Annotated in this window: 23 protein-coding genes; 11 read left to right on the top strand and 12 right to left on the bottom strand. The window is 62.3% G+C overall.

Features of this window, described 5'->3' with window-relative positions:
• Positions 1-116 precede the first annotated feature (116 nt).
• From AC1DLT_RS23850 to AC1DLT_RS23840, 3 genes are read left to right on the top strand one after another with little or no spacing between them, the layout of a single operon-like run.
• Positions 117-1,652 (top strand): sensor histidine kinase, encoded by a 1,536-nt coding sequence (locus AC1DLT_RS23850; protein WP_477488389.1) that lies wholly within the window; start codon positions 117-119, stop codon positions 1,650-1,652.
• Positions 1,624-2,547 (top strand): peptidoglycan-binding domain-containing protein, encoded by a 924-nt coding sequence (locus tag AC1DLT_RS23845; RefSeq protein WP_477488388.1) that lies wholly within the window; start codon positions 1,624-1,626, stop codon positions 2,545-2,547. The genes AC1DLT_RS23850 and AC1DLT_RS23845 overlap by 29 nt, the downstream gene beginning before the upstream one ends.
• A gap of 26 nt (positions 2,548-2,573) precedes the next feature.
• Positions 2,574-2,837 carry a DUF4113 domain-containing protein gene (locus tag AC1DLT_RS23840; RefSeq protein WP_477488387.1) on the top strand — a complete coding sequence of 88 codons (264 nt, stop codon included), beginning with the start codon at positions 2,574-2,576 and terminating at the stop codon, positions 2,835-2,837.
• Here AC1DLT_RS23840 and AC1DLT_RS23835 read toward each other — a convergent pair.
• From AC1DLT_RS23835 to AC1DLT_RS23825, 3 genes are all read right to left on the bottom strand, one after another.
• Entirely contained in the window at positions 2,834-3,703 is an 870-nt protein-coding gene (locus AC1DLT_RS23835; RefSeq protein ID WP_477488386.1) for a hypothetical protein, read from the bottom strand. The two genes, AC1DLT_RS23840 and AC1DLT_RS23835, sit on opposite strands and share 4 nt — an antisense overlap.
• A 515-nt stretch (positions 3,704-4,218) precedes the next feature.
• Positions 4,219-4,707, bottom strand: coding sequence for an SRPBCC family protein (locus AC1DLT_RS23830; RefSeq protein WP_174479276.1), 489 nt, complete (start codon positions 4,705-4,707; stop codon positions 4,219-4,221).
• Complete coding sequence (locus AC1DLT_RS23825; RefSeq protein WP_038541186.1) at positions 4,682-5,038, bottom strand: ArsR/SmtB family transcription factor; 357 nt, start codon at positions 5,036-5,038, stop codon at positions 4,682-4,684. Before AC1DLT_RS23825 ends, AC1DLT_RS23830 begins: the two co-directional genes overlap by 26 nt.
• Positions 5,039-5,184: 146 nt before the next feature.
• Between AC1DLT_RS23825 and AC1DLT_RS23820 the strand changes: the two genes are divergently transcribed.
• On the top strand, positions 5,185-5,826 hold the full coding sequence (locus AC1DLT_RS23820; protein ID WP_477488385.1) for a dihydrofolate reductase family protein: 642 nt from the start codon (positions 5,185-5,187) through the stop codon (positions 5,824-5,826).
• A gap of 74 nt (positions 5,827-5,900) precedes the next feature.
• Here the strand turns inward: AC1DLT_RS23820 and AC1DLT_RS23815 are convergent, their stop codons facing one another.
• Positions 5,901-6,767, bottom strand: coding sequence for a LysR substrate-binding domain-containing protein (locus tag AC1DLT_RS23815; RefSeq protein ID WP_477488384.1), 867 nt, complete (start codon positions 6,765-6,767; stop codon positions 5,901-5,903).
• Between the two features lie 106 nt (positions 6,768-6,873).
• Between AC1DLT_RS23815 and AC1DLT_RS23810 the strand changes: the two genes are divergently transcribed.
• Positions 6,874-7,266, top strand: coding sequence for a tautomerase family protein (locus tag AC1DLT_RS23810; protein ID WP_477488383.1), 393 nt, complete (start codon positions 6,874-6,876; stop codon positions 7,264-7,266).
• 52 nt (positions 7,267-7,318) lie between these two features.
• On the opposite strand, the gene AC1DLT_RS23805 is transcribed toward AC1DLT_RS23810, so the two are convergent.
• Together AC1DLT_RS23805 and AC1DLT_RS23800 are read right to left on the bottom strand one after the other, a co-directional pair.
• On the bottom strand, positions 7,319-7,486 hold the full coding sequence (locus AC1DLT_RS23805; RefSeq protein WP_007772654.1) for a Thivi_2564 family membrane protein: 168 nt from the start codon (positions 7,484-7,486) through the stop codon (positions 7,319-7,321).
• Between the two features lie 126 nt (positions 7,487-7,612).
• Entirely contained in the window at positions 7,613-7,948 is a 336-nt protein-coding gene (locus AC1DLT_RS23800) for a GIY-YIG nuclease family protein (RefSeq protein ID WP_477488382.1), read from the bottom strand.
• A 126-nt stretch (positions 7,949-8,074) separates the two neighbouring features.
• On the opposite strand from AC1DLT_RS23800, the gene AC1DLT_RS23795 reads away from it, so the two are divergent.
• Complete coding sequence (locus AC1DLT_RS23795; RefSeq protein WP_477488381.1) at positions 8,075-8,416, top strand: DUF1491 family protein; 342 nt, start codon at positions 8,075-8,077, stop codon at positions 8,414-8,416.
• A gap of 4 nt (positions 8,417-8,420) precedes the next feature.
• On the opposite strand, the gene AC1DLT_RS23790 is transcribed toward AC1DLT_RS23795, so the two are convergent.
• Positions 8,421-9,461, bottom strand: a complete 1,041-nt coding sequence (locus AC1DLT_RS23790; protein WP_477488380.1) for a DUF2336 domain-containing protein — start codon at positions 9,459-9,461, stop codon at positions 8,421-8,423.
• Between the two features lie 659 nt (positions 9,462-10,120).
• Between AC1DLT_RS23790 and AC1DLT_RS23785 the strand changes: the two genes are divergently transcribed.
• Positions 10,121-10,297 carry a hypothetical protein gene (locus AC1DLT_RS23785; protein WP_155414678.1) on the top strand — a complete coding sequence of 59 codons (177 nt, stop codon included), beginning with the start codon at positions 10,121-10,123 and terminating at the stop codon, positions 10,295-10,297.
• 15 nt (positions 10,298-10,312) lie between these two features.
• On the opposite strand, the gene AC1DLT_RS23780 is transcribed toward AC1DLT_RS23785, so the two are convergent.
• Complete coding sequence (locus AC1DLT_RS23780; RefSeq protein WP_247139131.1) at positions 10,313-10,918, bottom strand: DUF1254 domain-containing protein; 606 nt, start codon at positions 10,916-10,918, stop codon at positions 10,313-10,315.
• Between the two features lie 28 nt (positions 10,919-10,946).
• Positions 10,947-11,540 carry a DUF1214 domain-containing protein gene (locus AC1DLT_RS23775; RefSeq protein WP_038541207.1) on the bottom strand — a complete coding sequence of 198 codons (594 nt, stop codon included), beginning with the start codon at positions 11,538-11,540 and terminating at the stop codon, positions 10,947-10,949.
• Positions 11,541-11,905: 365 nt separating this feature from the next.
• Here AC1DLT_RS23775 and AC1DLT_RS23770 point away from each other — a divergent pair, with 365 nt between their 5' ends.
• Positions 11,906-12,385 (top strand): hypothetical protein, encoded by a 480-nt coding sequence (locus AC1DLT_RS23770; RefSeq protein WP_477488379.1) that lies wholly within the window; start codon positions 11,906-11,908, stop codon positions 12,383-12,385.
• On the opposite strand, the gene AC1DLT_RS23765 is transcribed toward AC1DLT_RS23770, so the two are convergent.
• Positions 12,366-14,579 carry a transglycosylase domain-containing protein gene (locus AC1DLT_RS23765; RefSeq protein WP_247038787.1) on the bottom strand — a complete coding sequence of 738 codons (2,214 nt, stop codon included), beginning with the start codon at positions 14,577-14,579 and terminating at the stop codon, positions 12,366-12,368. The genes AC1DLT_RS23770 and AC1DLT_RS23765 overlap by 20 nt on opposite strands.
• Before the next feature lie 186 nt (positions 14,580-14,765).
• Here AC1DLT_RS23765 and AC1DLT_RS23760 point away from each other — a divergent pair, with 186 nt between their 5' ends.
• Positions 14,766-15,227: a YcgN family cysteine cluster protein gene (locus tag AC1DLT_RS23760; RefSeq protein WP_038541213.1), complete on the top strand. Its 462-nt coding sequence runs from the start codon at positions 14,766-14,768 to the stop codon at positions 15,225-15,227.
• Positions 15,228-15,238: 11 nt separating this feature from the next.
• Here the strand turns inward: AC1DLT_RS23760 and AC1DLT_RS23755 are convergent, their stop codons facing one another.
• On the bottom strand, positions 15,239-16,240 hold the full coding sequence (locus AC1DLT_RS23755; protein WP_477488378.1) for an NADP-dependent oxidoreductase: 1,002 nt from the start codon (positions 16,238-16,240) through the stop codon (positions 15,239-15,241).
• 58 nt (positions 16,241-16,298) lie between these two features.
• Positions 16,299-17,114 (bottom strand): oxidoreductase, encoded by an 816-nt coding sequence (locus tag AC1DLT_RS23750; protein ID WP_477484412.1) that lies wholly within the window; start codon positions 17,112-17,114, stop codon positions 16,299-16,301.
• 88 nt (positions 17,115-17,202) lie between these two features.
• Here AC1DLT_RS23750 and AC1DLT_RS23745 point away from each other — a divergent pair, with 88 nt between their 5' ends.
• Together AC1DLT_RS23745 and AC1DLT_RS23740 are read left to right on the top strand one after the other, a co-directional pair.
• Positions 17,203-17,634: a winged helix-turn-helix transcriptional regulator gene (locus AC1DLT_RS23745; protein WP_038541217.1), complete on the top strand. Its 432-nt coding sequence runs from the start codon at positions 17,203-17,205 to the stop codon at positions 17,632-17,634.
• Positions 17,635-17,890: 256 nt separating this feature from the next.
• Complete coding sequence (locus AC1DLT_RS23740; RefSeq protein WP_477488377.1) at positions 17,891-19,003, top strand: helix-turn-helix transcriptional regulator; 1,113 nt, start codon at positions 17,891-17,893, stop codon at positions 19,001-19,003.
• The last annotated feature ends 87 nt before the right edge of the window (positions 19,004-19,090 follow it).

The following is a 19,090-nucleotide window of genomic DNA, read 5'->3' as shown; positions in this document are numbered from 1 at the left end:
CCCAAAGCCGGATTTTGGGTCGTTGCGGGGCTTCCCGCACCCCCTGGTTTTATCCTTTCCTTAAGCCACGGAGGCCTATTGTCGGCTTCAACAACCGAGTCTGTGCAGGGTTTTGCGTGCGCGTATTGAGTAACATTGCCGGAAAGGCGGTCACGCTGGTCGATGAGACCGCCACCCGCTGGCTCACGCGCCTCGGCGAGGGCGAGACCGCGCGCGCCGGTGAAATTGCCCAGTTCCGCCGCCTCGTCTTCTGTGGCCTTGGCGCACTGCTGACCGTGCCGCCGGCGCTGTCGCTGCTGTTGCCGCCGGCGCTCGCTCTGCCCGTCGGCGTCGCGCTGGTGCTGTCGCTCTTCCTTCTGGCCGTTGCCGCTTCCTTTGCCTTTCCGCGCCATGCCGTGGCTTCCATTGCCGCGCCGCAGCCGGAAGAGGTTGCCTTCGATGCGATGCCGGGCCTGTCGCTCATTCTCGATCCGCATGGCCTGCTGGTGAAGACCGGCGGTCGCGACCAGCATCTGTTTCCGCCAAGCCTGCGTGAAGCGGCCGGCGAGCCATTTGCCGAGCGCGTCCACGTGTCCGACCGGATCGGCCTCGTCCAGGCTTTCGACATGCTGCGCCAGGGTGCGCCGAGCGCGCTTGCCGAAATCCGCATCGAGCGGCCGTTCTCGGCGGCCGGCCGCCAGTTCCTGTCGGTTCGCCTCGACATGACCGCCATCCGCGACGGCGAAGGGGAACTCCTCTACGTCCTGGCGCAGGCACGCGACATGTCGGAAGAAGAACAGCTCCGCCTGGAAGCCGCGGCCAATGTCGCCGAGGCGCGCTCCGCCCATGAGGCGAAGTCGAGGTTCCTCGCCGCCGTCAGCCACGAACTGCGCACGCCGCTCAATGCCATTCTCGGTTTTTCCGACGTGCTCATCGGCGAATATTTCGGCCGGCTCGAAAACGACCGCCAGCGCGAATATGTCGGGCTGATCCGCCAGTCCGGCGGCCATCTGCTCTCCGTCGTCAACACCATGCTCGACATGTCGAAGATCGAGGCCGGCCGTTACGAACTGCTCGCCGAGCCTTTCGCGATCGCGGAAGCCGTGGAAACCTGCCGCGCCATGCTCGACCTGACCGCCCGCGAAAAAGGCGTGACGCTGACGAGCCGCGCCCCGCGCGGGCTTGGCGAAGTGATCGCCGACCGTCGCGCCGTACAGCAGATCCTCATCAATCTCGCCGGCAATGCGATCAAGTTCACCGGTCCCGGCGGCGTCGTGTCGATCGACGCCGTGCTTGAGGGCGATGACGTCAAGATTTCCGTCAGCGATACCGGCATCGGCATCGCGGCCGAAAAGCTGCAATATATCGGCCAGCCGTTCATGCAGGTGGAAAACGCCTATACCCGCACCTACGAAGGTACCGGTCTCGGACTTTCTCTGGTAAAAGGTCTGGTGGCGCTGCACGGCGGTCGTTTCGCGATTGCCAGCCGTCCGGGCGAGGGGACCGTGGTGACGATCTCGCTGCCATCGGACGGCTCCGGCGTCGAAGCAAAACGGGATGATTCCCGGGAGGAGAAAGTCGAATTCCCGCCGCGGCTGAGGGCAGCCCGGCATGCGGCCATGATGGACGAACAGGATTTTATCGATGACCGCGCGGAAGCGAAAATCGCCTGACAGGAAAAAAACTGTCAAGCAGCCTGGCATTCTGTCGAGCTTGGCTCTGGCGGGAGCGCGGGCTGCTGCGCGCCGGCCGAAGGCCCTGTTCGGCAGCGCTGCCTTCGGCGTCGTCTTCTCCTTCGTCGCCGCCAATGCGCTCTGGTATCAGCCGGGCGGCCATCCATCCCCGTTTCTCGCGACCCGCGACGCCAAGAACCCGAATCAGATTGCCGGTTATCGTCCGGCAAGGCGCACCGCACCCGCCGATGTCACCACCTTCCGCATCGAGCGCGCCGATCCCAATGTCGTAGCGCCGGCTCCAGCCGCTGTGCCGACCGCACCACCGGCCCAGACGGAGGTGCCCGCGCCGACCGTTGTCGCGCCGATGCCGCGCCCGCAGCCGCCGCAGCAGGCGGCCTCCCAGCCGGCCGCACCCCATGACACGCAGCCCGCGGCGCCAAAACCCGCCGAGACAGCACGGGCCACGCCGGCTGCGCCGACGAGGCCTGCGCCGTCATCGGTCCAGCCGCCACGGCCCGTTTCGCCGGCCCGCCCGGTYGAGAGCGCCAATGCGCACGGCGAAGACCCGGTTGCCGCGGCGATCCGCGCCTCCGAGCGCAAGCCGACGATGACGCCGCCCGCCAATATCCCGAACGCAGCGTCGAATTCGGGCAGGCCCGCGGCCACCCCGGTCTCCCAGAAGCCGAACGCTCCCGTTCAGCCCACGGACCTGGTGCTGCAGATCCAGCGCGGCCTGTCGAACATCGCCTATGCGGATGTCGGGGTCGACGGCGTTGCCGGCGCCCAGACCAAGGCCGCCATCCGCCGCTTCCAGCGCCACTACCGCCTGCCCGAGACCGGCGAACCCGATGAACTGGTGCTGAAGAAGCTGAAGTCGATCGGCGCGCTGTAGGGGCGCCGTCGCTCTCAATCTCCCGAATGTTCGATGTTTCCAGCGGCGAGGGCCACCAGCGACTTGCTTTTCGGCCCAAAGCGGTCACAGCACGTTGCCCACCGCCAACTTCACGAGTCCAATCAGATCGGTCGAAGGCGGCGCTAGACACTATCAACTCGAAATTTGGACGAAGAACGTTGGTCCCGGCTTCAGCTGGCATCAAGAAGGCGTGGCCGACGCAGTTTGACCGAAGGTCACCACGCTATACCACGAAGCTAGAAGACCTGCCGGTTGTACGCTCGAGCTAAAAAGGGATGGAATCGTCATCAACCGGATTCACCGCTTCATCCAGTTTGCGAACCAAGGCGTCGGTCAGCTCTAAAACAGATCTCACGTAAGCAGGCGTGAAGTTTTCCAAGAGATTTCCGTCCTTATCGCGCCCATTACGATGAACGACGTGATGTCGAAGTTCCACTGCCTTGTTTAGCGCTGCAACCTCTTCTTTTTCGAGCATCTTGAAAAAATCAATATCTAACGCAGCACGATAGAGAGCATTCACTCTGGGGAGGTTATGGAAGCTGATATCGCGTAAATGCGTAGTTATGGTCTCGATAACTAGATTAGGTTTTTCAAGAACCTCTGCTAGAGTGAACTTCATTGTAAGAACGTCTTTGTCATGCTTCACGAGACGCAACTGAGCTTCCTTTTGCTCAGAAACAGCATTGAGAAGTGTGTCGCTCAAAAAAGCTTCAAGACCGCTGATTAACGACGCGAACAGCATTCGATTGATAAGGGCACCTCCGAATTCGTTACGGTGCTCCCTGAGCCAGACGTGGACCTCGGTGCGGAGACCTGCAAAAACTGACGAAGGGTCAGAAGGAATTTCCGGTTCTGGCCATACGCCTTCTTCAAATGAATAAAATGCGTCATCCGCTGACACCATTATGTCGGGATGGTCGTCGAATTTGATGTGGACGTTTCCGGCGCTGTTGACGACATATGCGGGAAACTCCTCGTCACATTGGGTGCATGTGACATAGATTTGACCCTCGGAATTCAGGTCACTGGAACTCTCTGCTGCCGACCAATCCGGCTCTGGAATTTCGACTGGACCAGACGATATTTTCTCACAGGTAGGACATGCAAATGATACGTGAGACTGAAATGCTTGCATTCAAGTTTTGCTCTGTTCAACACCATCTAAGCGTGTCGCGAACCCAGAGGGCTGTCAATAACCAAGTGTCTTCAATCTGGCGGCTTGAGCGCATCCCTGTTGATATTCGGCATCAGCTTTTGCCAGATCTGCTCTGATCTGCGCGGCCTCTGGGAGGCGACCACTACTGCCAATTCAGCTCGTTATCCTGACAGTCAATCTTTGTGATAAAGGCTTCGTCCGCTATTGGCGCAAAGTCGCCGCGGTAGCCCCACGTCTGGCGGCATTTGCTGCCGAATGCCGGACATATGCCGCCTCGTTTTGCCACATTCTCAAGGGAGCGCGTGGCACGTCCCCTCTCCCTGTCGGAACGGGGAGAGGGCTAGGCTGAGAGGCAATTTCTCAATTTGCAGGGAATCACCTTTAGAAAACGGCGAGATATTTCAGCAGCGAAATGATGCCGATGATGATGATCTGCGCGATCTGTTTTGCGCGGCCATCGATCGGCAGGCGCACGCGGCACTTTGGCAGACCGCTCAGCGGTCGAGCCAGGCCGCGAGACCATCCAGCGTCTGCAGCCCGTATTCGACCGCGCCGAAGCCGATGACCACCTGACGCCGTTTGGCGCTGGGGTGGAGCTGGCGCATGGTCAGGACCGTCTTGCCATCGGTCTGCTCATCGAAGGTCACCGTGGCGCGGAAACGGTCGGGGTCGTCAGGGTCGGGCGTGCCGTAGTCCATCACGATCCGTTCGTTCGGCACGATCTCCAGAAAGCGCATCAGGTTTGGGAAGCGCTGTTCCTTACCCTCGAACACGCCCACCATGTCGAACCGCCAGACCCCGCCCTCGCGGATATCGGCTTCGTGGGTCTCGATGCTGAGACCGGCCGGGCCGTACCATTCGGCCAATGCCTTGGGGTCCATCCAGGCGGCAAAGACCTTCTCGCGGCGGTGGTTCAGCAGCTTCACCAGCACGATTTCGCGGTCGAGCGACCATGTCTCAAACAGCTTTGCCATGTCCTTCATCGTCCTCTTCGGTTTTATCCAGGTAGACTTCGAGCCGATCCAACCGCTCGGTCCAGCGCCGGCGCTCCGATACCATCCAGTCCGCCGCCTCGTCGAAGCGCGCGTGCACCAGCCGGCACCAGCGGCTGCGCCCACGCTTCTGGCTGACGATCAGCCCGCAATCTTCCAGCACCTTGAGATGCTGGGCGAAGGAGGGCAGCGCCATGTCGAAAGGCTCGGCCAAAGCGCTGACCGGTAACTCGCCCTCGACCAGCCGCGACACTACGGCGCGGCGGGTCGGGTCGCTGAGAGCATGAAAGGCGAGGTCGAGCGGAGTCGAATGATAAGGCATGTGCGTCGGTCAAATCGGCGGGTGCGCCGGCCAAGGATAAAAAGGTGCTTGCCTTAGTATCAGGCCTTGGATACAAAGGCAAATGCCTTAGTATTTGGCTCTGAATATGAGGCGGTCAAGGTGCAACCACACGCAAGGAGGATCCGGTGGTAGTTCGTGTCGATCTCATGATCTCGCTCGATGGTTTCGCGACAACGACGGACCAGACGCCCGAAACCCCGTTCGGCGAGGACTGGTCGCGTCTCGTCGGCGCATATGCTGCGACGCGAACATTCCGGGAGCGCGTGTTGAAGGATACCTCGGGAGCGGGAACCACAGGTGTCGATGATGAATACGCGAAGGCGTACTTCGCCGATGTGGGTGCTGAGATCATGGGCGCCGGCATGTTCGGGTTGCACAACTTTCCCGACGATCCGAACTGGCGTGGCTGGTGGGGCGACGAGCCACCGTTCCGCTGCCCGGTCTTCGTCTTGACACACAAGCCGCGGCCCTCCCTGGAGATGGCCGGCGGCACCACGTTCCACTTCCTCGATGCCACTCCGGTTGATGCGCTTCAGCAGGCCGTGAGCGCCGCAAACGGCAAGGACGTGAGGATAGGCGGTGGCCCTACCGTCGTTCGCGACTACCTCAAGGCTGGTCTTGTCGACCGCCTCCATGTCGCGATCGCGCCGATTTTGCTCGGGCGGGGCATCCGCCTGTGGGACGATCTGCGCGGCTTCGAAACGGGCTATACGGTCAAGGCGGAAACGGCCGAGAGCGGCACCATCCATCTTACGTTTCAACGATAGCCGCTAGCCCGTCACCTGGGGCAGTCATCGGCCGTCCATCGGACAGCAAGGTGATCAGCGCGAGAGCTCGCCGCTCAACGCATCGCCACCGCTTCCAGCACCAGCCGTTTCAGCTCTTCGGCAGGCGGCGCGAGGCGGGTTTCGGCGACGTGCAGCGCAAGCTCGATCGCGCCGAGATCGGGCAGGCCTGCTTCTTTGGCATCAAGCGCGGCAAGCTGCGGCGGCTTGCCCTCGACGATCCGGGGCGTGACTCCGAGCCCGGCGGTGACCGCTGCCCAAAGGCCGGCAAGGCTCGGGCTGGCAAAAGCGTGCCGCCAAGGGATGCCGCCGCGGTCGAGCGCGTCGATGGCTGCCTTGCGGAAGGCGCAGGGCGGATCGAAGGCGACGATTGCTAGCGTCTCTCCGGGCATATGCCGGAAACCATCCGGACCGATCCAGGCGATTTCCCGCCTTGCGACGATCTCCGCCCGCGGGCTGGCGAGCGTGCCCCAGGTCAGCGCCACGTCGAGTTCACCCTTGTCGATCGCCTGCACCATCGCGACACCCCGGTCGACCCGGGCCTCGACCCGTACCTTCGGATGGATCTTCGAAAAGCGGCCGAGCAGGTCCGGCAGCCAGGTTTCGGCGAAATCCTGCGGCACGCCGATCTTCACCCAGCCTTCGAGCTTGCCGCCGCCGCGCACCGCCGCCCGCGCCTCGTCGTTGAGCTCCAGGATGCGCTTGGCATAGCTGAGCAGGATCTCGCCTGCTTCGGTGAGGACTAGTCCACGCCCCTGCTTCTGCAGCAGGGTTTCGCCCACCTGTTCCTCCAGCTTCTTCAATTGCAGGCTGATCGCCGAAGGCGAACGGCCCAGCCGGTCGGCAGCCTTGGCGAAACTGCCAAGCTCCAGGCCGAGCGCGAAACTTCTCAGAGTGTCGATGTCGAGATTGATGGGTAGCATAACCGTTGAGTTTTACCAAAGCATACGTTTGAAACTTCGTGATTTTCAAAATGATTGTGCGGAGAGAAGATAGCGGCGTCAACAGAAATCCGAAAAGGAGAACGTCATGCCCTTCGTTCACGTCATCATCGCCGGCAAAAGCATCGAGCTGGAATCAAGGCGCCTGCTGCAGCAGGAAACCACGGTGCTGATGAACACGATCATGCGCAAGCGCCGCGAGGTCACCGCGGTCCTGGTGGAGGAGGTCGATCTTTCCGGCTGGACCGTCGGGGGCGAGCCGCTGGAAGTGGCCGCGCATGTGGAGGCCAATGTCACGCTCGGCACCAACACGGCCGAGGAGAAGCAGCGTTTCATCGAGGCGATGGACGCGCTTTTGAAAAAGAGCCTCGGCGGGATACCGCCCGCCACCTATGTCATCGTCCGCGAGGTCGAGGCGGACGCCTGGGGTTTTGGCGGGGTGACGCAGGAATACCGGCGGACAAATGCAATGACGGCGTGATCTTGATCGCGCCGGCTGGATGGCGCCCGGCATGGCCGGGCGCATCTCTGCCTTAGAAAACGGCGAGATATTTCAGCAGCGAAATGATGCCGATGATGATGATGATGATCTGCGCGATCTGTTTCGCGCGGCCATCGATCGGCAGGCGCGCGACGAGATAGAGAACCAGGACGATCACCAGGAAGGTGATCAGAATGCTGATCAATGCGGAAGTAGCCAAGCCCCAAACTCCTTTTCATGACAGTGCCGTGCGGCACCGATGCGTAAGATATGGTGCATTCGGCGAAAGGAAAGGCCGCGGCATCGCGATTTCCCGTTTCTTCTCAGGGACTTCCGCCGGATGACCTCACACCGTTTCGGCGCCCAGTTCGAAAGCCCAGTGGATGAGGCGATCCTTCAGCGTCCGGTCGCGCAGATAGCCGGTCAGCTCCTTGTCGATCTCTTCCAGACGCTCCAGCGCAAAGTCCTCCGCCCGGTTCGAATTCCAGGCCACCTGCAGGTTCTTGTTGACATGGCTGCCGTGCTGGAGCGTGAACCAGATGCGGTTCCGGATCTTGTCGAGATCGCCCGCCCGGCCGACCCATGCCTGCCCGGTTGGAGCAAACCGGATGAGATAGATGCCGGCCGGAGCCTTGCGTTCCTTGTAGGCGGAGATCGCCGCTTTCCTGTCGATGGTGTTCATGTCCTTGCCTTCCTCGGTGGAAGCGCAGCTAATATCATCCGGGTAATATTATGGCAATGGTTATATCCGGGTAAAATTCAGCGAAGGCGAATTTGCGCCCGGGCGCGAAGCGCCGTAAGAGGAGCCATGCGTCTGAAATCCGAAATCGTCGTCTCCGCCATGATCCGCCGCGTCTTCGGGCTCGGCGGTTTTGCCGCCGTCGAAAAGAAGGGAGCGGAGGCCGCGGGCGCGATCTTCATCCGCCAGCGCTTCCGCGACGGGCTGGAAACGCTCTACGCGCCGGCCCCGCAGAACTTCTTCGGTGAGGACGATGGCGGGCGCAAATTCGAGGTGAGGGCGCAACGCGCCGAGCCGGAAGCCATCCGCGAGATGCTGTCGCGCGAAATGCGCTTCGATCCGGATCTCTGGCTGCTGGAACTGGAGATTGACGACGTCGCCGATCTGTTTGAGGTGGTGAAGCCGGCCTGACCGGTCAGCGCACCCGGTAGAGGCCGTTGAGCGGCTTGCGGACGCTGGCAGTGGTGCGGATCACCCGCGGTTCACGGCTGTCCTCTGCGCGATTGTCGGCAAACATCGGCTGATGCTGCGGTTCCGGATAGGTATAGCTGTCGGCGCGGCGCCAGGCCTCGACGCGTTTGCCGCATTCGTCCTCGTCGAGCGCATCCCAGAGAGAGGCGCTCCTCGTCACGCTGTCCTGCTCGGCTGCCAGATGGTCGTAAAGCCGCTGGAGGATGAAGAGCGCATCGTCCTTCTCCATCGCCAGGCCCTTCAGCGTCGCGGCGAGCTGCTGGCCGGAAATGTCGAGCAGGATCCGTTCCGAAAGCCAACGGCTGGCCGAAAGCGTATCGGCAAGCACGGTCGCAAACAGCCCGGTCTCGCGATTGCGGGCGAACCGCACCAGCAGCGCCTCCTGGATCGGCGACAGATTGCGCAAGCCCAGCCGGTCGGCGGCGGGCCGGTCGACATGGCCGGCAAGCGCCTTGATCCGGCTGCGCAGGAGTTCCTCGCGCGTATTGCGCTCGGCCTCGTCGACCATTTCCGGCGTCGGCCGGCGCGGCACGAGCGCGTCGAGGTTTTCAGGCGCATCGCGGCGGGTATTGCGGTCGTAGCGCAAGCCCACCAGCGCGTCGATCACCGTCGGCGACAGCGCTTCGCGGCGCACGATGGTACGGGCATGCGCTTCCCCTTGGGTGCGGGCGATGGCGATCAGCGCATCGTCGGAAAGGCAGGTCGAGGAGGTCAGGAACGGGGCCGCGACCGCGATCGGCTGGCTGGCAATGAAGAAGGCGACGGCCGGCGGTACGGTCTTGCATTGGGAAAGGGCCGCGACCGCATCGCGGCGGGCTTCTTCCGATGAGGCGGAAAACAGGGGGGCGAAGAGCTCGGCGAACTGTCGAAGCTCCGACCGCGAAGGGTACGGAAGGCTTTCGAAGCTCGTCACCGTGGCCATCAGCACCACATCCTTCTTACGCATGGCCTGGGGCCTTTCAAGGTCTCGAAACTCATTCGTCACTGGCAAACTCGCAATCAACGCAAAACAAATCCGGAGTGCCGAACGCCGATCAGGTGTGCCGGAAAAGCCCGCCTGGCGCTCTCATCGTACCTTGCCTGGGAAACTCCCGGTGGCGCCCGCCCGCTCACGCAGCTGTGAGAGCATCTGCAGAATGGTGTCGCCTTGGTTTAACCGGATGCTAACTCTTGGAGGGTTAACGGTCTGTGAAAATGGATCGTTTTGATACGTCCGTGATTTCTTGCAGTTTCCCTGTTTCGGCCAGGAAATTGCGGCTGCGATCGGCGCCTGCGGAGGCGGTGAACCAAACCGAGGCTCCTGCGTTTTGGCTGCGGACAACAGACATCCACCGGTAGCAACTGCTATATTAGCAGTAAGGAATTGTTAACGGTGGTCTGGCTGAATCATGGGGTAACCGGCGTGTGTTTTGCCGGGTTTCAAGTACCGGATGGCCCCGCGTCCCTGGGACCTTCTCCATAACGGCCGGTTCAGGCGGAACCGGCCGTCCATGTCGAAATGTCGTTGCGCTTTCGAACAAGGCGCACAGGCGAGAAAGGCGCGGATGCCCGAACTTCTACCTCGGGATGCGTCAGGCCCTTGGAGAGGGCAGGGTGAGATCGGTCCGTCTTCATCCGTCTCGAATTCCTTAAGCGGAGACGAGCATGGCAGAGATCGTAATATTGAACAGATGGCGCAGCGAGCATCAGCGCCGGCCGCAGATCAAGATCGGCGAAAGCGACAATGCCGGACAGCTCCTGCTGTTCACCGGCGTGCGTTACGAGCGTTTCGAAGACCTGGGCGACCGCAAGGCCGAAAACCACGCGGTGCGCGCCGAATAGCCGGCAAGACAGACATCAGAACCGGCTTCGGGAGCGCCATTCGAACGGTGCGCAGGTTGCCTGGTTCAGGAATTGCGACACGATACCCGCAAAGCTCGGTTGCGGGACGAGACTTCTCAGGACGGCATATCCCGCCGTCTCTTTGGCTTCCACCAGGATCGACTGCGAGACTGCCTGCGGCAGCGCCTTGCGCAATGCGGTCGTCTGCGCTGGGGAGGCAATCACCACATCCAGCACGCCGCCGGCCGATGTCCGGTCATTGATGCTGAACACCTCGTTCGACGACTGGTCGTAGACACCGAGCGACCAGAAGGGCACGCCGCCATTGGCGGCCGTCAGCCGGACCGGCCCGTCGGAGATATCGAAGGCGCAGACCGTCGCATCGACGAACGGATCATCCTTGGCAAGCCCGGCGCGATCCGGCTTTTCTCCCAGCCGATAGAAGCGGAAGATCTCCCCTTCCGCCAGCACCCGCGTATAGGCGTCTCGCTCGCTGAAACTCGGCAGCGCCAGCACGATGATCAGGTGCAGCAGCGCCGCGCCGATCAAGCCGGTGATTACCGCCAGCAGCGCCTTCAGCGCGAACCCCCGGGATACCGGCTCCGCAGCTCTCGAACTCACCGACCTCAAACGTCTAAATCCAAGCCTTCTAGACATTGCCGCACCCGGTCTTCTCGATACGCGGCATGGTGAGGTCGATCAGGCCGGAGCTGCCGGCCGTCGGCGTGTCGAACAGCGTCAGCGTCAGCCGGAACGCGCCAGGCGCTGCGACGGCCAGCCAGTTGCCTGGCTTGGCGGTTGCGGAAATCGCGATGTCGAAACCGCCGTCGCTGTCGCCGTCGCGCAGCACGATGCGGGAGTTGAGCGCAGTCGGCAGGTCCGATTGCGCCAAGGGCGGGGCGGCACCGGGGGCCGCGGCAAACAGCGTCCAGAAACGCGCCGGCGGCGTGCGGCCGGTGAGGCGGTAGGAGCAGTTTCCGGTCAGGCGGTCGCCCTTTTCGTCGACCGAGGCAATGAAGGTGAGGCCCTCGGCGCTCGCATAGATGAGCTTGCCGGCATTGGCCCGGTGCGACTTCGCATAAGGGTCCGCCTGCGCTGTCTGCGCCTGCGGAAAGGCTTCCCATGAGCCGAGCTTGATCGCACCGAAACCGATCGTGGCATCCAGCGCGACGAGGGTGGACCATATCCCGCCGCCGAAGGCGATGGTGAGCGCGATCGCTATGAGGAAGGGAACACGGAACACGGGTTTGCTTTGGCCCTCGGACAGCTATGTCAGAGGGTTAGCATTGATTCTATTGGGAAGGAATGGGTGGGTTGTGTCTTTCCGGTACAGGCGTCCGCCTGACCCGAATCAGTCTTGCCGGACCGACCGAATTACGGGCTGGGCAACCGGTCTCCATTCCGCGCCCGACCGAGATGCGCACCGTCACCTGTGCCAAAGTTATCCAGCTTGGGCGCCTTTCGTTCTATTCCCGCACAACCGACGCCATCCGCTAACCGTTTGATAACGTTACTTTAAGCGGTTCTTGTGACTAGAATCCGCGCGCACTACGCCAAGCCTGTTCCTTGGCTACCGTCGCCCCGAGACAACGTTCCGGGGCAAAGACGATGAGATTATGGATGATGGCGACCGGCGCCTTGGTAGCCGTGGCGGCTGGGTTTTCGGGTGCCTATTACCATCTGAAGCAGGAAAAGGGGCCGGCGAGCCCGAAGACCATTTCCGCCGACTTCATGACGCTGACCGAAAGCCAGCCGACCGAGGCACGCCGCGCGGTCGTCGAGGCGATCGACACCTGCCTGCCGCAGGCGGCGCGGCCAGGCTGGACAAGCCCGCCGGTCAAGGACCTCGCGGTCGATACCTATGTCCGCTTCTTCGACCTGATGGGCCAGGATATCGATCAGGGCGAACGCACCGCGTTATTCCGCAGCTGGGTGTCGCGAGCCGATGACGGATTGGCTGAAAGGGACCGCATCGCATTTGAAAAGCTGATGCAGGGCGGCCTGCACGAGGGCGTGACGGCGCTCTGCGTCGCCGCGACCGTGCGTGGCAAGCTCGGAAGCCAGGGGCTCAGGGGCTTTTGGAACTGACGGGCAGCGCCTCGGTGACCGATCCCGTCGTGGTCTTGTCGGCCACCTTGGCGGTGGCAGGTCCAAGCCGGCCGGCTTCTTTCAGCTTTCCGGCAATCTGCCGCAGCAGCCGGGTGGATTCGGCCGATAGCGAGCGGGGCCGGACGAGCGCCTGCAATCCGGTATCGGGGGTGCCGTCCTTCTTTTTGGCGACCGCATTTCCCTTGTGGTCTCCGGTCGGCAGCGGATTATCGATGCCGGGAATGGCGCGCAGCTCGATCCCCTGATGGGCATAATCCATCACCGTCTTGAAGGTCGCGGCCGGCAGCGAACCGCCGGTCATGTTGTTCATCGAGGTGAAGTCGTCGTTTCCGAACCAGATGGCGGTCGTGTAATTGCCGGTAAACCCGATGAACCAGGCGTCGCGATAACTCTGCGAGGTGCCGGTCTTGCCGGCGGTGACGATGCCGCCGTCGAGGGCTGCCTTGCGGGCGGTGCCGATCACCGGGATCTGCGACAGGATGCGGTTCATCGACGACATCGCCTGTTCGGAGAGCACGCGCTTGGCCGGCGGTTCGTCTCGGTTGAAATCGTAGAGCACGTCGCCGCCATATCCGAGAACCTGCTCGATGCCGTGGCGGCGCGATTGCATGCCACCGGCCGGCATCACCGCATAGCCTGTCGCCTGGTCGAGAACGGTCATTTCCGAAGTGCCGAGCGGGATGGTCTTGTCTTTCCTGAGCGGCGTTTCGACACCGAAAGCCTTGGCGGTCTTCACGATCAAGTCGGTGCCGAGATATTCCTTGGCAAGCCTGACCGGAACGGTATTGAGCGACTGGGCCATGGCTGAAAGCAGCGTCACCTTGCCCTTGTAGGCGCGGCCGTAATTCTGCGGCGACCAGCCGTTCCAGGTGATCGGCGCATCCGAAATCGTCGATTCCGGCTTGAAGCCGTTCTCCATCGCCGCCGAATAGGTATAGAGCTTGAAGGACGAACCCGGCTGGCGCAGCGCTCTGGCGGCGCGGTTGAACTGGCTCTCGCCATAGTCTCGGCCGCCGACCATGGCGCGCACGGCCCCGCCGTTCTCGATCATCACGAGCGCGCCCTGCTTGGCCTTGTAGCTCTCGCCGTATTCGCGAAGGCTCGATTCCATCGCCGATTCCGAGGCCTGCTGCAGGCCCATGTCGATCGTCGTGCGCACCACGACCGAATGTTCGTGGAACTTGCCGGCCTGCGCCAGCCGCTGCACTTCATCGAAGGCCCAGTCGAGGAAATAGTCGGGCGCCTTGGCGTCGGCGCGGTCGACGACGGTCGCCGGGTTGCGGCGGGCGGCGATCACCTGGCCCTCGGTCATCAGCCCGCTCTGCACGAGGTTGGAAAGCACTTCGTTGGCGCGGGCGCGGGCGGCGGGCAGGTTGACATGCGGCGCGTATTTGGCCGGCGCCTTGAACAGGCCGGCGAGCATCGCGCTCTCGGCAAGGTTCACCTCCGTGATGTTCTTGCCGAAATAGAACTGTGCGGCCGCCGCCGCCCCGAACGTGCCGCCGCCCATATAGGCGCGGTCGAGATAGAGCGACAGGATCTCCTTCTTGGAGAGGTTGGCTTCCAGCCACAGCGACAGGAAGGCTTCCTTGATCTTGCGTTCGATCGACCGTTCGTTGGTGAGGAACAGGTTCTTGGCGAGCTGCTGGGTGAGGGTCGACCCCCCTTGCACGACGCCGCCGGCCTTGGCGTTTTCGCTCATGGCGCGGGCAAGGCCGAAGAAGTCGATGCCGAAATGGTCGAAGAAGCGGCGATCCTCGGTCGCCAGCACCGCCTTGATCAGGTGGTCCGGCAATTCGTCGATCGGCACCGAATCTTCATGGATGATGCCGCGATGACCGATGATATTGCCGTAGCGGTCGAGGAAGGTGACGGCGAAATCGCCGCGATTGCGCCAGTCCTCGTGGGTTTCCTCGAACGCCGGCTGGGCGAGCGCCAGGAGCAGCACGAAACCGGCGGTGCCGAGCGTCATCGCCTCGCCGGCAAGCTCGAAGCCGATGCGCTTCCAGCCGCGTACGCGAAACCGGCGGAAGAAGATGGTGATTTCTTCCCAGATTTCGGCAAGGCGGAAACCGAGATTCCAGACGGTGGAATCGATCCAGGAATCGATGCGCAGCAGCAGGTGGCGCTTGCCGCGCGGCCGGTCGTCGGATGACTTTGGCTCGTCCTGCACCTTCGGAATTCCCTGCCCTTTCGATGAGATGTGCTTGACGTGGTCCCTGCAAGGGATCAAGAGCTCTAGCCTCTCACCGTTAATCAGCTTTAGCTGACAAATGGTTGATGCGCGATATCAAAATCGCAACAGGTAAAATGCAGATATCGGGATTTGTTCCGAACTGCCGCAAATGTGATATCCACGATGACCGACGAACCTTTCTGGAAAACCAAGCGGCTCGACCAGCTGACCCAAAATGAATGGGAAAGCCTGTGCGACGGTTGCGGCCTCTGTTGTCTCAACAAGCTCGAGGACTGGGATTCCGGTGACGTCGTCTTCACCTCCGTCGCCTGCCGCCTGCTCGACGGGGAAAGCTGTCGCTGCAAGGACTATCAGCACCGCCAGGCGACCGTGCCGGACTGCATCCAGCTCACCCCGACGACGGTCAACGAGATCACATGGCTGCCGCCGACCTGCGGTTACCGCCTGATCCGCGACGGCGAGGATCTGTACTGGTGGCATCCGCTGGTCTCGGGCGATCCGGACACCGTGCACCAGGCCGGCATCTCCGCCCGCGGTCGCACGGTCAGCGAAAACGAGGTCGATGTGGAAGATTTCGAAGACTACGTGGTCGACTGGCCGCTGACGGTGGGCGAGGAACGCTAGAGGACGCGGCGTCACTTCACGGCGATGACGACCTTCCCCTTCGCGCGACCCTTTTCGACGTAATCCAGCGCCTCGTTGGTCTTCTCGAACGGGAAGACCCGGTCCATCACCGGGCGGATATGACCGGCCTCGATCAGCGAGGTGATTTGTGCGAGCTGACCGCCGTTCGCCGTCATGAAAAGAAACGAATAGCCGATCTTCCGGCGTCCCGCTTTTCGCCTGATGCCGAAGCTCAGCAGGCGCATGGCCTGTCGAAGCAGCCAGCCGGAGCCGTTCTGCCGGGCGAAATCCGGATCGGGCGGACCGGAAATCGAAATCAGCTTGCCGCCCGGCTTCAATACATTCAAGGATTTTTCCAGCGTATCCTTGCCGAGGCTGTTCAGCACGACGTCATAGCCCTGCAGCACTTTCTCGAAGTCGTCTTTCTTGTAGTCGACCGCGACGTCCGCCCCGAGACTTTTCACCAGAGCGACATTGGCCGTGCTTGTGGTCGTCGCCACATGGGCTCCGAGATGCTTGGCGAGCTGGATCGCGATGGTGCCGACGCCGCCCGACCCGGCATGGATCAGGACCTTCTGCCCCTTCCGCAGGTTGGCCCGCTCGACAAGGACCTGCCATGCCGTCAGCGCGACAAGCGGAATGGAGGCGGCCTCCACCATGGTGAGGTTGCTGGGCTTGATTGCCACATCAGCCTCGTCGATGGCGATATACTCGGCAAATGTCCCGATGCGATCCTGGGCCGGACGGGCATAGACCTCGTCTCCCGGCTTGAACTTCCGGACCTTGGGTCCGACCCGGACGACGACGCCCGCAACGTCATTGCCCAGCACCAGCGGAAGGCGATAGGGCAGGATAAGCTTGAATTCGCCGTCCCTGATCTTGTTGTCGAGGGCGTTCACGCTGGCGGCGTGAACCTCGACCATGACATCGTTGTCGCGCAATGCCGGCTCGGGTATTTCGCCAAACCGCAGAGCGCCGCCTTTGCGATAGCGATCGATCAGGAATGATTTCATCGGACTAACTTCCGTTTCCGTGGTGGCCGGCATCGCCGGCGGGCTCTGCGGTGAATGCTCAGGCCGGAAGCCCGTTGAACTTCCGAAGGTTCTTGTCGACGATGGTTTCGGGCAGGAAGCGACGTATGAAGCGGACCTGTCCTGCCATTTTTCCGGCAGTGTAGCGCCGTTTGGGCAATGCCGCATTGGCGGCCTTCAGGACGGCTTCGGCGACCACCTCCGGTGCATCTCCCTTCGCGACGGCTTCGCGCATCAGCCGCTCCGCACCGGCGCGAACCGTATCATAGACGGAAAGCGGGCGGTCCGCGCGTGTCAGGTTCTCCTCGAAGGCGGTGCGCGTCAAACCGGGCTCGACAAGCACGACGCGGATGCCCTGGGTTCGCACTTCATGGTCGAGGGACTCCGAATAGCCTTCGACGGCGTGCTTGGTCGACGCATAGAGGCCGTTGAAAGGAGCTGGGATCATCCCCAGTATCGAACTCAGGTTGACGATGCGGCCCTTCTGCTGGCCCCTCATCATGGGCAGGACGGCGTTCGTCATCCGAATGGTTCCGAACACGTTGACGTCGAACAGGGCCTTCGCCTGGTCGATCGTGGATTCCTCGGCGCCGCCCAGCAGGCCGACCCCGGCATTGTTGACGAGAAGATCGATCCGCCCTGCGCGGCGCAGAACCTCGTCAACGGCATTTTTGACGGATGCATCGTCGGTCACGTCGCAGACCAGCATCGTCACCCCGTCCGCCGTGTCGGGCATCGGCTTGCGGCTGGTGCCGAAGACAAGATAGCCATCCCGCCGCAGCGCCTGCGCCGTCACCAGTCCTATTCCTGAGGAGGCACCCGTAACCAGGGCAACGCCACGTTTTTTCTTGCTCATTGGCTCCGCTTTCATTTTGTGATGGAACATCGTGGAGCGATCAGTTACTATCAAATCCGTATCAAGTCACTACTAAAAAGATATCGACATGAAGAATCTTTCCGACCAGCCCTGCCTGATCGCCCGGAGCCTGGCGCTTGTGGGGGACGCGTGGAGCATGCTGATCATGCGCGACGCCCATGCGGGGCTGACCCGTTTCGATGAGTTTCGCAAAAGCCTCGGCATTGCGCCGACCATGCTGACGGGACGACTTTCGGGCCTGACGGAGGAGGGGCTTTTGGAGAAACGCCGTTATTCCGACCGTCCGCCACGGGACGAATATGTGCTGACGGAAGCCGGCCGCGACTTTCTGCCGGTTCTGTTTGCGATCGGCGCGTGGGGACGCAAGCATCGCGGCGGGGGCAAGGTGACCCGGTTCTTCGACGCTGAAACCGGAACGGAAATCGATCCCGTCACCATCGATCGCGCGACCGGCGCTCCGGTCGGAACACGCCCTATCCGGATCGCCGCACCCGAATAAGCCCCTTCAAGGCAGATGGAGCAACATCCGGCAACTCCGGTTGAAAGCTCGCGTCCAGCGCCCGATTGCTCGCTTGGCGAGCGAGGAGCGCGCTGGAAGTCGCTCGAAACACAGCTTTATTACTTGTCAATCAAGTAAGTTAAGGAGAACAATCGGAGCTTCATGCAATTCTTCCGGTACCGCCAAGACTTGCAGAAACGTCAAAGATTACCGCGCAAGTCCCGTTTCATCCCGAATTCATTGCGATGGCACCTAGATGAATGCAGAAGGCACGCTGGCAGACCGCCTCTACGAGGCAGCCCTGGTTCCGGAGCTTTGGACGGAGACTTGCGAGAGGATAGCCCTGGAGGCCGGATCCAGCACCGCCTCGATCTTCACAGTCGACGGCAGCGGCAATCATCGCTACGTCACCACTCCCAACATCGCGGACGCCTTTGCCGAATTCGTGCGAAGCGACACCCGGCTCGACAATGTTCGGCCGCTTCGGGCCATGCAACGTTCGCCCTTTTCGTTTGTCCGCGTGACCGATCTCCTGAGCGCGGAGGAGTTTGCCAATGATGCGATCCAGCGCGACATCATCGAGCCGCACGGCATGCAATGGGAGGCGGGTTGGGCCTTCCAGGAGCCGACCGGGCACGTCATCGTCATCACCCTGATGCGCGCCAAAGGGCTGACGCATTTTTCCGACGAACAGCTGGCGCGCCTCGATCTCTTGAAGCCGGATCTTGCCCGGGCTGCCTATATGTCGTCGCGGCTCGCCTTCAACGAGGCGCGATCGATGACCGAAACGCTGTCCATGCTCGGACTGCCGGCGGCGGTGATCGGCGACGCCGGCCGGGCGATCGCCATGAACCCCGAGATGGAGGGCTTAAGCCCGCGCATCCGCACCGGCGCCGGCGATCGGCTGGTCCTGGAAGGGGTGGGCGCCAACGCCCTGCTGGAGGAGGCGATCGCGCACTACAAGGCGCAGGCCGCGCCGGCCGTGCAGTCCCTGCCGATGGCGGGACGCGCCGGCCTGCCACCGCTGATCCTGCATCTGCTGCCGGTCCGCCGCGCGGCGCGCGACATCTTCTCCCGTTCGATGGCGGTGCTGGCCGTCACCCAGGTCGGGCAGGTCGGCCCGCCGGACATGCGGGTGCTCTGCGGCCTCTTCGACCTCACCCCTGCCGAAGCCCGTGTGGCGCGCGCCATCGCCATGGCCCAGACGCCGGAAATGATCGCCGCCTCGCTCGGCATCTCGCTCGAAACCGCCCGCTCGCATTTGAAGAAGATCATGCTGAAAACCGGCACCACCCGCCAGGCGGAACTGGTTCTGCTGCTTTCAGGGCTGAATGCGCCGAGCTTCAGCGGCGGCCGGCCGGAACCGTGAACGCCTCGAAAAACGCGCCCGGGTTAAATCGGCCACATTCCTTTGCTGGATGACGTGCACGCATGTGCGAAGTCGCAATTGGCTCAG

It is taken from the genome of Neorhizobium sp. 05N33 (assembly GCF_056397445.1).
Note: the sequence above shows the minus strand (reverse complement) of the source record. Positions and strands in the feature narration are given on the sequence as shown.